The organism is Leptospira weilii (genome assembly GCF_006874765.1).
GTDB lineage: Bacteria > Spirochaetota > Leptospiria > Leptospirales > Leptospiraceae > Leptospira > Leptospira weilii.
In genome coordinates, this window is sequence record NZ_CP040840.1 from 892501 (window position 1) to 905202 (window position 12702).

Below are 12702 nucleotides of genomic sequence, written 5' to 3' on the forward strand. Positions count from 1 at the left end.
GTTTTCCAAATATATGGAAAGTATAAATCGTGTTCGACAGTTTCAAAAAGAAGGGCAGCCGGACGCTTATAAAAAATGGGTGATAACTCTTTCTCCGGAGCTTAGCGCGCTCGTTCAGCTTCATTCGTTCGTATTGAAAGAAATGAAAAACGAACCCATCGATTGGAATTCGATCATCTCTTCGATTTCCTCTCGAATTGGTTTAAAAGATTCGAGACTTTGGAAGGTCTTGGAACTCACTCGCGTTTTTGCCGAACTCAGAGCCGGTTTGGAAGCGGCTTTTGTTTCTTCTAAGGCCGCCGGGCTGGAAGAACTCGTAAAAAAAGCTTGGCCTCATATTCTCAAAATCTTCGAAGAGTATCCGAACACTTCCTCTTTGCGTCAAAAATTGGATCAGCTTTTTGCGAGAATTCCGGATGCCACTCAGAGAAAAAAACTTTCCGATCTTTTTCTTCCCGTTCTTCAAAAATTCTAATCGAGTTTTTTCATTTTTGGAGCCGCACGTTTCGGATCCATTCTTTGAAAACGGATTTGATTTTTTCAAAGTTGTTCGAATCCGATGACGCTACGATCCCTATAAAATGGAATACCGCCAATTTGAGCACAAATCCCACGTTTAGATTCAGATTTTAGACACTTTATTTTATGTAGGGATGAATGATTACCGAAAGTTAGAGTGGCTTGTCATTCGAAAGAACCAAGGAAGAACTAGGAATTTCTAGCGAGAGGAAATTGCGATCCTTTCCGCAATCAACAATTCATAGGATTTTTATAAAGCAGCGCGGTGTTTTAATAGATAGATCAGTCAGGGTTTTAGGACTTTACAAGGCTCTAAAATAAAGCGAGCTTGGCGTAAGAAATCCATGATTCATTTTTCTGTAAAAAGTTGAAATTTGAACTTTGTAAATCTATTTTTAAAATGTGGGAACTACAACAAATCGCGATTTTACGAACAAATTCTAAAAGTAGGAACTCCTACTTTTAGAAAATTCTTTCTCATTTTCTTATGCCGAACTCACGTTACAATAGAGTCATGAGTCACAGACGCTTTGTAAAAGGAGTTCTAACTTTAACAAAACCGAGCTTTATCTATTTCCAATCATTCTAAGATATTTTTGAGTTAGCCTATAACAAATAATCGTATTTGCGGAACTTTTGGATATATTTATGACTGAAAATTTTCAACGGTTCGTGTCGATTCTTTGCCAATCTTTAATCAAATTTCGATTCTTTCGAAAAGAATCTTATTTTTTAGATCTGGAACGATGTTCGAAATTGTGTTATACTTGGAAACGAAATTAAAAAGACCCAGCAATTAGAAAGTCTTTTTTGAAAATGAGGAGTTCCCACGTTTTAGTGGATAGATGTTAGGGTTTTAAGGGGGCAGTGGTTAGGACTTTACAGGAGTAACACGGAAAAAAAATCCGGACCACTCATACTACAAAAACCCACAGCGGTCCGATTTTTTATCAGCCGAATACCGTTTGATTCACAACAGATTCTTATTTCAATCCCGTCTTTTAAAAGAATGTTTTCAATTTACTTAACTCTCAATTTATTGGACAATAGCTGGGGAATTTTGCTGAAATTTCAGCCATAAACTATAGACGGCCCCGACGTTTTATGGAAACCAGGGAAATTGGATGATGAGGGATCTCTGCAGATGAATGATCTAAAAGAACAATTACAACTTCAAAGGTATCTGGAGGAAAACGGACTTTATGAGAAGTCGTTCGAACATGATAACTGCGGAGTGGGATTTGTCGCTTCCTTTCAGGGAGAAAACAGTCACAGAATCGTATCTATGGGGCTTAAGGCGGTCGCATGCCTGACTCACAGAGGAGCGGTGGACGCGGATATGGTTACCGGAGACGGAGCCGGTATCATGATCCAGATTCCCAAAAAGTTGTTCGCAACCTATATCGAAGAGATGGGACATCGTAGACCGGACGAAGATTCCATCGGAGTAGGGATGATCTTTCTTCCGAGAGAAGACATCGATAAACAGGACATGTGCCGCAGTCTCGTCGAGTCCGCGCTTATGGAATTCAACTTTAAACTTTATGCATGGAGATACGTTCCTGTAAATCCGGAAGTTCTCGGACCGAAGGCGAACCAATCCAGGCCTCAGATCGAACAAGTTCTCATCGGCAAACCGGAAGGAATGTCAAACGACGACTTTGAAACGAAATTATTCTTAATTCAGAAAAAATTGATGAGGGACGCGGATCGTCATTCTCTCGCGGGAGATCTTTATATTTGTTCTCTTTCCTCGGAAAGAATCGTATTCAAGGGGCTTTTCAACGGAAATCAGGTTTCCCAGTTTTACGAAGACTTGAACTCGGAAGAGATGGTTTCCCCGTACTGTATCTTTCACCAAAGATATTCGACCAACACGTTCCCTTCTTGGGCTCTCGCTCAGCCTTTTAGAATTCTCGCACACAACGGAGAGATTAATACAATCGCGGGAAACAGAATCTGGATGCTCGCGCGCGAAGAGGAACTCGAGTGCAAAAAATGGGGAGAATATCAAAAGGAAATCCATCCGATCATCCGCCCTCACATGAGCGATTCCGCCAGTTTGGACAACGCGATGGAGGCCATCGTTCGTTCCGGAAAGGACGTTCTTCAGGCGAAGGCTATGCTCGTTCCGAACGCGTGGTCCAAAAACCTCACGATGTCGGAAGAGTTGAAAAGTTTTTACGAATATAATAATACTTTAATAGAGCCTTGGGACGGTCCCGCCGCGCTCGCTTTTGCGGAAGGCGACTGGATCGGAGGCGCTCTCGACAGAAACGGGCTTCGTCCCGCACGTTATGCGGTTACGGAAGACGGTCTTTTGGTCATGGGTTCCGAGGCTGGGCTCGTTCAAGTGGACGAGGAAATCGTAACAAAAAAAGGACGTCTCGGTCCCGGAGAGATGATCGGGATCAATTTGAAAGAGAAAAAACTCTATTATAACGAGGACATCAACTCTCTCTTCGAAAAAAAATACGATTATAGAGAATGGTCCAAAGAAAACGTATCCTATCTCAATCAGGATTTGGATTCTTCGATCAACGAAACGATCACCTACAAAGGCGACGATCTTAAGAGAAGACAAATCTTGTTCGCGTATTCTCCGTTTAAACAAAAATCGGTGATCAAACCTCAGGCACACCAGGCAAAAGAAGCGATCAGTTCGATGGGAGACGATACTCCTCTTTCGATTCTGATGCTTTCCAGAATCGGTCTTTATACTTATTTCCGTCAGAGATTCGCGCAGGTAACCAATCCTCCGATCGATTACATCCGCGAAAAAGGCGTGACCTCTCTTTACACCCGTCTTGTGAAAAAGATGAATCTGTTCGGGGACGAAAAGCCCCAGAACTGTTTGGTTCTTTCCCATCCGTATCTCACGAATTTGGATCTGAAACGGATCCGGGAAATGGAAGGAAAGCCGTATAAAATTCTCACGTTAGACGCAACCTTCGAGGCGCATCTGGAAACGGAAACGAACTTGAATCGAAATTATCTCGAAAAGGCTCTGGAAGCTCTTCTCGAACAGGCCTTGCAGGCGGCGAAATCCGGAACGAACATTCTGATTCTTTCCGATAAAAAGCTTTCGAAAGAAAGGGCTCCGATTCCTATGGAACTCGCGGTCGCGGCGGTTCATAACCACTTGATCCGAAATAAAACACGATCCGCGGTTTCGATTCTCGTTGAAACCGGTTCCGCATTCGAAATTCATAATGTGGCCGTGTTGCTCGGATACGGAGCTTCCGGAGTCAACAGCTATTTGATCTGGGACACGTTATTTGATCTTTGGGAAAAGGGAGAATTTGATTCCGAGGATGGAAGTCGTCCCGAGTTTTACACGATTTGCGGAAACTATCGCTACGGAACCGATGACGGACTTTTAAAAATCATGTCCAAGATGGGAATCTCCATTCTTTCCTCTTACGTGGGCGGTCAGGTATTCGAAGCGATCGGTCTTTCCAGAACCCTCGTATCCAAGTATTTTCCCGGAACGTATTCCAGAATTTCAGGAATCGGAATCGGCGGAATCGAACAGAATATTCTTAGAAATCACGAACAGGCGTTTTATAAGGAAATCAATCCGGAAGATTTTATCTCCGAAAAGGACGATCAACCTCACCGTTGGTCTCCGAGAGTCGTTAAGTTCTTAAGAAAAGCGGCGGTCGATAACGACTACGAAGCTTTCAAAGAAGCGACTAAAATTCTGAAAGAGAGCGATCCGATCAATATCCGAGATCTATTCGACTTTGTTGCGAAAAAACCGATTCCGATCGAGGAAGTGGAAACCGTTACCGAAATTCAAAAACGTTTCTTAACTCCGGGAATGTCTCACGGCGCTTTGTCTATCGAAGCGCATACCGACCTTGCGATCGCCATGAACCGGTTAGGCGCTAAGTCTTCCTCCGGAGAAGGCGGGGAAAATCCTTCCCGTTACGTTGTGAACGAAAAAGGGGACCTCGCCAATTCTTCCATCAAACAAATCGCTTCGGGAAGGTTCGGTGTCACTTCCGAGTATTTGAATTCCGCAACGGAGATCGAAATTAAAATCGCACAAGGTGCAAAGCCGGGAGAAGGCGGTCAGCTTCCCGGTAAGAAAAATAACGAGGAGATTGCGACCAATCGTCACACTCCGATGGGAATCGATTTGATTTCTCCTCCTCCTCACCACGATATCTATTCGATCGAGGATTTATCTCAGCTCATCTACGATTTGAAGATGGCGAACCATAAAGCGCAGGTTTCCGTAAAACTCGTGTCCGAAGCGGGAGTGGGAACGATCGCCGCCGGTGTTGCGAAGGCGAACGCGGACGTGATCCTCATTTCCGGTCACGTGGGCGGAACCGGTGCGGCTCCGATCACTTCGATCAAATATGCGGGTTCTCCTTGGGAGCTAGGGCTTTCCGAAACACATCAAGTTTTAGTAATGAACGGACTGCGTGATCGAGTCGTTCTCCGAACGGACGGTGGTATCGTTTCGGGAAGAGACGTGATCATCGCGGCTTGTCTCGGTGCGGAAGAATACGGAGTCGGAACCGCGTCGTTAGTCGCGCTTGGTTGTATCATGGCGAGAAAATGCCACTTGAACAATTGTCCTACGGGGATCGCGACTCAGGACATTAAGTTCCGTGCGAAGTACAAAGGATCTCCGGATCAACTCGTAAACTTATTCACTTGTCTCGCTCTCGAAGTGAGGGAATATCTCGCCGAACTCGGATTCAGATCCATCGACGAGATCATCGGAAGAACCGATCTCTTAAAACAGATCACACGTTACGAAAGAGACCGTTTGGATTCTCTCGATCTCAATCCGATTCTTGTTCGTTTGCCTCTATTTTACGATCCTGCAAAACAGAAAAAAGACAGATCGATCCGCAAAGAACCGATCGGAGAGGTATTGGACGATCGCATCATCAAAGATGCCGAAAAAGCGCTCGAAGGAAAATCTTCCATGGCTCTTTCTTATTTGGTGCGCAACACGAACAGAACCGTGGGAGCGAAAATCTCCGGTTTGATCGCTAGAAAATACGGTTCCAAAGGTTTGCCTGGAAAGTTGGAAATTATCTTAGAAGGAACCGCAGGACAATCTTTAGGAGCTTGGCTCGTCAAAGGAGTTCAGATCACCTTACACGGAGATGCGAACGATTACGTAGGTAAGGGACTCTGCGGAGGTGTGATCGTGATCAAAAAACACCGAAAATCCAAGTTCAAAGCCTATGAAAATACGATCATCGGTAACACTTGCCTTTACGGTGCGACTTCCGGAAAACTATTCTGTTCGGGAAGAGCGGGAGAACGTTTCGGAGTTCGTAACTCGGGAGCGGACGCTGTGGTCGGGGGTGCGGGAGATCACTTCCTCGAGTATATGACCAGCGGAACCATCGTTTGTCTAGGAAGCGTAGGTAAGAACATGGGAGCCGGTATGACCGGAGGAAGCGCGTATTTTTTCCAAAAAGGATGGGATGTTCAATCTCTTCTAAACAAGGAATATGTGAAGACCGTGGATTTGGAAAACAGCGATTACGAGGTCATTAAAAATCTAATCTCCGAACATTCCAAACTGACCGGTTCCGATTTGTCGGAAGGAATCTTAAAGGACTTTGAAGAAAACAAAAAATATTTCGTAAAAGTGGTTCCAAAGTAAATATTAGAAGAATTGAATGAGCATTTCTTTAAGAAGTTCTCCATAACCAACCCCACAAATTAAGAAGGCTTTTGGTATAATATGGTGTGGGGCGTAAGTTTCACAGAGGATTTGTCGGAATTCCGACAGATTTATTTTCGGATCCAAGTATTTGTGGGGTTGGTTATGGAAGTTCTAAGGTAGAAAAATACGAATGTTGGTTTATATTTTCATTATTGCGGGTTTTTGTTTCCTAATAGAGAAACTCATTCCCGGTTGGTCGCTTCCGAAAGTAAAAACATGGTCGATACGAGTAGTTTTAGTTAATCTTGTTCAATTAGTCGTAGTGTTAATAGCCGGTTTCACTTGGGAAAAATGGCTTTCTCAATTCAGTCTTTTCCATACTTCGGACATTCTGGGAAATATCGGCGGCGGAATTTTTGCTTACTTTATAGCAACCTTTCTATTTTATTGGTGGCACCGATGGAGACATACGGTTGATTTTCTTTGGTTAGGCTTCCATCAAATTCATCACAGTCCCCAACGAATCGAAGTAATTACTTCTTTTTACAAACATCCGTTTGAAATGATTGTAAATTCAATCATAGGAAGTCTTTTAGTTTATACAATTTTAGGCCTTAGCGTTGAAGCCGGCGCAGTTTATACGTTTTGTACTGCAATCGGTGAATTTTTTTATCATACTAATATTACAACTCCGAGGTGGATTGGATACTTCTTTCAAAGACCTGAGATGCATCGTATTCATCATCAATACAATCGCCATAAAAATAATTACGGCGATATCGTTTGGTGGGATATGATTTTCGGAACATACGAAAATCCTAAAACATTTGACTATAGTTGCGGATTTGATCCTGAAAAAGAAGAAAGATTAGCGGATATGTTATTTTATGAAGATGTTCACAAATCGTAAACTGATGTCTTAGTATTTAAGGTGTTTTTTAAGTCGAATTCGTTAGACAAAGTGTGGAGTCGGTTTTTAATGTTCTTTTAATTTACCGGCCACGTATTGATGCAATATGCTTGAAACTAAAGTCTGATAGGGAATTTCAATGCCTTCGTTTTTAATAACTGAATATCTTTTCCCGCAATTCTAATATTCACATTAATTTTCACCTTGAAGTTCGAGACAATCAAATTGAGTTTTCTATTTATTCCATTCTACTGATCTCTACATAATAGAGTATCTAAAGTTCTGCGTCTAAACATGGGATTTGTGCTCAAATTAACGGTACTCTATTTTATAGGGATCAGTAAAGTGATCGAAAAATGAATTCCGTTTGTTTCTGTTTTATTGCAACGGACGATTGAAACAGTTCTGTGAATCTGAACTATGGAATTTTTCAAAACACTATTGGGAGAATTGAATTTTTTTCTTACAAAAAACGAGTTGTCGAAAAATTTCTTAAAAAGGAATGAAGTGTTTATGAGAAAAATGAAAACCAATGGAACATGCGCGTATTGCAAGGAAGAAATACCGAAAAATTCCAAATCCATAAAAGCGCATATTTCAAAATGCGACGGTAAAAATAAATCGAAGAAAAGCAAAACCTCTCATCATATGCTTTTGCTGATTGAGGGAAAATACAATCCCGAGTATTGGCTTGTAATTAAGGCAAAAGCCGACACTTCCTTGAAAAAAATAGATTCATTCATAAAAAATATATGGGTCGACTGTTGCGGTCATTTAAGCGCCTTTTCTGATAGATTCGGTGATATTGAAATGGAAAATAAAATCGGACAAGTTTTTGAAGAAGGTTTGAAAGTGGATTACGAATATGATTTCGGATCATCCACGGAACTGTCTTTATCGTTAATCGATGAAATCGAAGACGAAGACGAAAAGGATATTAAAATAATATTTAGAAATAAGGACATTGATTTTAAATGTTCTAACTGCGGCAATAAAGCGGAGATGATTTGTCCTTTTTGTATCCATAACGAATCGGGTCTTTTATGCAAATCTTGTATTAACGATCATGAATGTGTCAAGGAGGAAGGAGAGGAACTACTTTTGCCTCTTGTAAATTCTCCGAGAGCGGGAGAATGCGGATACGCCGGTTATGATGATAAGGATGTAAAAAAATATTTTCCGAAGGAAATATTTTAGGATTTGGCATTACGGCTTTTCATTGTAGCTTTTTTCAATGTTTTTGTTTCTGATAACTTCGGCGATTCTAATATTCATTAGAGTTGTTGAAAAATTAATTCTTCGTTTGCTTCTTGTTCCATTGAAACGGAGGATTGAAGCAGTTTTATGAATCTGAAATTTTTCAAAACTCTATTGCGAGAATTAAGAGCGTGTCCCAAAACCATTCGATCTTATCAGAATGTCCGCGGATCACTGCAATTGTTCCTACGTTTTGGGACAGACTCTGATTTTCTCGTATCGAAAAAGACTGACAAAACTAAGTCGCATTAAAAAATTGTAAATTTTTATGCAACACTATCTAACCTACAAAGACGAAACTTCGGATAAATTCTGGAACATTGAAGTGAACGGAGATTTGTTTACGGTGACTTACGGCAAAACGGGAACGCCGGGGCAAACACAAACGAAGGAATTTAAGGACGAAGCTACTTGTCTGAAAGAGGCGAAGAAACTCTTAAACGAAAAGCTCAAGAAGGGTTATGTGGAAAAACAAGGCGTCAAAACGGATCAAGACAAGTCGTCTCAAAAAAGTGAAGCCGAAGAAAGTTATCTGCTCGAATGGAACAAACTTGTGAACGAAAACGGCAGTGATCGTTTGCCATCCGTACTCGCCGAACATTTTTCTTGTTTGGCGGATATGCCCGGTTTTGACCTAGTCCTTCAATCGTTGATGCAACATGCGGAGCAAGTAGAAATCCAAGATGCGGATGAAACAAAAAAGAGCTTGGTCGTTCGATTTCGCAAAGATGACGATGAATTGATCGCGTCTCCTCCCTTTTTGGGCTCCCAATATAAAACATATCCTCGTAGTTTTCAGAATATAATGAAAAAGCATTCGAATCTTTATTTGAATAAAGCTTGGTTATTTCTGGGAAACGACGGCGGATTTGAGGCGGAGCAACTTGAATATGTGGATTCCGAATGGCTGAACTTGGTAAAGAAACCTTCACAAATCCAAGTTGCATTAACAGATTATTCCAACTGGTGGCTTTATCATCCTGAGAACAAAAACGGTTTCGGCGAACCCACCATACATTTTTGTTCTCACGAAGATATGGAGATAGAAGAAGAAGGTGTACCTTACAATGTAGGCGCTTTTTTTCTCAAGAATCTTGTAGAACGTTTAGAGTTAGACATCCCTATACCGATTGTTGAAACACCCCTCATTGAACAAGAAAAGAAAGAATGGTGGAAATATCTAACCTGGATTGAAAATGGAAAACATTCTTCGACTCAACCTAGAAATTTATATTATCTTCCGAACGATGGGATTCTGTCGACTCCGCCTTCGGATGAAACATGGAGTCAAGCAACCCAAGTACGGTTCACAGGATTGACTTCTTTGATAGAAGTTCCATTAGACAAAATGTCGTCTCTCGATAACTTGAAACTATTTCCCGGTGAAGAAAAGAAAGCTCCTAAACTTTCTTCTTTGGACGGAATCGAACGAGCACCCGGGTTGGTCCTGTTGCATGTGGCGAGTCAAGGCGTATCGAATCTAGATCCTTTGTCAAAACTTCCAAATTTAAAAGTTCTTTTCGGATCGAATAACTCGATCCAAGATCTGTCTCCGCTTTCCCAGTGTCGAAACTTAGAAACACTGTATCTCAACGCAAATAAAATTTCCGACATCTCTCCTCTTGCATTGCTTTTGGAAATAGAAACGCTTTGGATAGATCAAAATCCGATCAAGGATATTCTTCCCTTAACCGGTTTGAAGAAACTGAAAGAACTGCAAATTCCGGGGAAGCTTCCGAAAGAGAATTTGGAACAGTTTAAAAAATTACGCCCCGATGTGAAGGTTTCTTTTTAAAACTCAATGTAGTAAGGTATATAACGTGAGTTCGAAGGGTTATATCAAGCGAGGCCAGCTTCGAATTCAGAAAAAGCTCGATACTATTCAACTGATATTTGAAGATATGAGAGAAGAATATGATTTTTCAAAAGGGAAGCGTGGTATTTATTCACGAGACTTAAAAGATTTGCATCTTCCTGTATATCTCGATCTTCAATTGGAAGAGTATTATAAAAAAATAGCCCTCAAAAAGAAAAAAGATCTTAGACCATTATTAATACGATTTTACAAAAAGAAATAGAATTGCACGATTCCTTAATCTAATTTTAGCCTAATTTTTTAAACGCCACCTTCGTTTAACTGCGGCTTCTTGCGGCGCTTCGAGATTGCTAACACGATTCTCACTCCGGCTTCGCACATTTGCTTTGGCGTTTCAACTTGCAAGACGTTCGCTACTCAAATCTTGCGCCAATTCTTCTGTGCACAAGAGTTCCAGAACCGTAAACGTCGAGGAACTCTTTCGTTAGGAGTCATGCCCCGTTGTTGTATTTGATTATTAAAAAGTCGATTAATTGGTGCTTGAACTTTTCAGTAAACATCGTATAAGTAGATCTATGAGAAAAATTGTCTTTGCGATCAATATAACTACCGACGGGTTTTGCAGCCACACGGACATGATCGCCGACGAGGAGTTGCACAAGTATTTCACCGATCTTTTGCGTACTGCAAGTCTCATTCTTTATGGTCGAATCACATATCAACTTATGATACCTTTTTGGCCTGAAGTCGCAAGAGACCGATCGATGTCGGAAGTCGGCAATGAGTTTGCTCGAGTATTTAACTCGATCGATAAGGTCTTATTCTCCACCACATTGAAACAAGTTGAGGAAACGAATACGAAACTTGTGCGGGGGAACATTGTAGAAGAGGCGCTTGCGTTGAAGCAGCAGCCCGGAAAGGACATTTTCGCGGGCAGTTTGAGCGTTGCGTCCCAGCTTTCGGAACGCGATTTGATCGACGAGTATCGTTTCGTGGTTCATCCGGTTGTTGCTGGAAAAGGTCCGCGGTTATTCGATACCGTGAGGCCGCGGGAAAGTCTTCGGTTGGGCTTTCTTGGTTCGGAAACTTTTCAATCTGGCGCCATTGCTCTTCACTATAGAAAACATACGTGAGAAGAAATGCACTACGGCACGAACGCCTAACTGCGGCTTCTCTCAACTCTTCGGGATTGCTACTGCAATTCTCACTTGGCTTTCGCACATTGCTTTGACTTGCAAGACGTTCGCTCAAGCCTCATTCAAATCTTGCGCCAATTCTTTCGCGCGTAACGCTTGGAGATGCAACGTCGGAAAGCTTAGGTTGTTGTCTGAAATAGTTGCGCTCTTGTACTTCGTTGGCCTTCGACGTGTGAATCGACTATAACAGAATTCTCAGTGATCGGAAGTTGGACTTAAGGTGCTATATTTTAAAAAAATGCTGTCTTTTCCATATAACTTTCAGGTATTAAGCTATGGAAAATTTTTCAACCGCAAGCTTCGAGACGATTATCAATATCCTAGATTCAAAAGGAAAACGTAAGTCAATCCATTTCGCTAAAGATTACAAGGGATATTTATTTACCATGCAACAAGAGAACGTTTTGAAGATATGGAAAATTGAACCAACATTTAAACTATCAAAAGTATCGGAGGTAACTTTACCATTCCAGATTGGCTTTGAAGACCAACAAATCATTCAATTTCAATTTATAGGTGATCACTTTCTTTTGGTCGGGGGGACGAAGTCAAAAGATAACTGTTTGGTCTTATCCTTTCAAGATATCCATAACCCCATCCAAATCCTTTGGGACAACATAACCAAATATTCTGAAGAACTACTGATTAGCATGAGCTGTTTCGCGAAAGGTATGGTTTATCATATGGCGACGGATGATAAATTTAATACGCATTTTTATCTGTCAGGAGTTCCTGATCCGGTAATCTCTCTCCCAAGGGTCAACAGTGAAGATAGGTATGGAAGATATCCGCTCGTCGTAAACGATTTGATTTACTGGGTTTGCAAGCAAGGCGTTATAGTAATGGATATATCGAATCCGAAAACCCCAAAAATCCTGGCCGAGGAAAGAATACCGAACTTCTTTAATTACGGGTTTCCGATGCTGTTGGCTAACAATTGGATAGCGGTACTTGAGTTAGGCAGCTATTACGGGACGGCTGGTATCAGCCTTTTTGATATTTCGAATAAAAATGTAAAGCCAATCGGCCATGGTGCGCTTAAGAGAACGCTAATATCAGGCTTTACGTCGATGGATAGCGTCGTCTATGTTACGCACGAGAAAGCTCAAATCAAAGATAAGGGAAAGAAACACTATTTCAGCAAAATCGATCTGACAAACGACACGACCGTTAAATTTACATGTGAACTGCCTTTCACAGATCGTATCGTCTGGTCGCGCGTTGAGAATGATAAATTGGCGGTTTTGCTTGACAATGGGCATATGCTTTCTACAGGGGCTTCCTCAAGCCATATGTCCTTTTAGTCTGCGTATATAACATTAAAAAAATTTAATGTTAAATGAGTTTTGTCAAACGAGTT

Annotated in this window: 7 protein-coding genes and 2 pseudogenes (1 of these 9 only partly in view); 8 read left to right on the plus strand and 1 reads right to left on the minus strand. The window is 41.5% G+C overall.

Features of this window, described 5'->3' with window-relative positions:
• The 3 genes from FHG67_RS04315 to FHG67_RS04325 form a co-directional block, all read left to right on the plus strand.
• Window positions 1-475, plus strand: the final stretch of a protein-coding gene (locus FHG67_RS04315) for a hypothetical protein (RefSeq protein ID WP_004495794.1). Its footprint begins 824 nt before the window's first position; only the last 475 of its 1299 coding nucleotides appear in the window; its start codon lies beyond the left edge, outside the window; it ends in the stop codon at window positions 473-475.
• A 1188-nt stretch (window positions 476-1663) separates the two neighbouring features.
• Window positions 1664-6160 carry a glutamate synthase large subunit gene (gene gltB, locus FHG67_RS04320; RefSeq protein WP_004495901.1) on the plus strand — a complete coding sequence of 1499 codons (4497 nt, stop codon included), beginning with the start codon at window positions 1664-1666 and terminating at the stop codon, window positions 6158-6160.
• A 193-nt stretch (window positions 6161-6353) separates the two neighbouring features.
• Entirely contained in the window at window positions 6354-7073 is a 720-nt protein-coding gene (locus tag FHG67_RS04325; protein ID WP_004495968.1) for a sterol desaturase family protein, read from the plus strand.
• A gap of 66 nt (window positions 7074-7139) precedes the next feature.
• On the opposite strand, the pseudogene FHG67_RS04330 reads toward FHG67_RS04325, so the two are convergent.
• Window positions 7140-7264: pseudogene (locus FHG67_RS04330) on the minus strand (antitoxin); the annotation flags it as partial.
• 322 nt (window positions 7265-7586) lie between these two features.
• Here FHG67_RS04330 and FHG67_RS04335 point away from each other — a divergent pair.
• From FHG67_RS04335 to FHG67_RS04355, 5 genes and pseudogenes are all read left to right on the plus strand, one after another.
• Window positions 7587-8270: a hypothetical protein gene (locus FHG67_RS04335; RefSeq protein WP_004499159.1), complete on the plus strand. Its 684-nt coding sequence runs from the start codon at window positions 7587-7589 to the stop codon at window positions 8268-8270.
• Window positions 8271-8598: 328 nt separating this feature from the next.
• Window positions 8599-10125, plus strand: coding sequence for a WGR domain-containing protein (locus FHG67_RS04340; RefSeq protein WP_081099967.1), 1527 nt, complete (start codon window positions 8599-8601; stop codon window positions 10123-10125).
• 106 nt (window positions 10126-10231) lie between these two features.
• Window positions 10232-10431, plus strand: a pseudogene (locus FHG67_RS22200) (toxin-antitoxin system, antitoxin component).
• A gap of 290 nt (window positions 10432-10721) precedes the next feature.
• A complete protein-coding gene (locus FHG67_RS04350) occupies window positions 10722-11279 on the plus strand; it encodes a dihydrofolate reductase family protein (protein ID WP_036075448.1) in 558 nt (185 codons plus the stop codon).
• 338 nt (window positions 11280-11617) lie between these two features.
• Window positions 11618-12646: a hypothetical protein gene (locus FHG67_RS04355; protein WP_036075447.1), complete on the plus strand. Its 1029-nt coding sequence runs from the start codon at window positions 11618-11620 to the stop codon at window positions 12644-12646.
• The last annotated feature ends 56 nt before the right edge of the window (window positions 12647-12702 follow it).

Coding starts and splice junctions, on each gene's coding strand:
- gltB (WP_004495901.1), top strand. CDS start 1,664: ATGAATGATCTAAAAGAACAATTACAACTTCAAAGGTATCTGGAGGAA.
- FHG67_RS04325 (WP_004495968.1), top strand. CDS start 6,354: ATGTTGGTTTATATTTTCATTATTGCGGGTTTTTGTTTCCTAATAGAG.
- FHG67_RS04335 (WP_004499159.1), top strand. CDS start 7,587: ATGAGAAAAATGAAAACCAATGGAACATGCGCGTATTGCAAGGAAGAA.
- FHG67_RS04340 (WP_081099967.1), top strand. CDS start 8,599: ATGCAACACTATCTAACCTACAAAGACGAAACTTCGGATAAATTCTGG.
- FHG67_RS04350 (WP_036075448.1), top strand. CDS start 10,722: ATGAGAAAAATTGTCTTTGCGATCAATATAACTACCGACGGGTTTTGC.
- FHG67_RS04355 (WP_036075447.1), top strand. CDS start 11,618: ATGGAAAATTTTTCAACCGCAAGCTTCGAGACGATTATCAATATCCTA.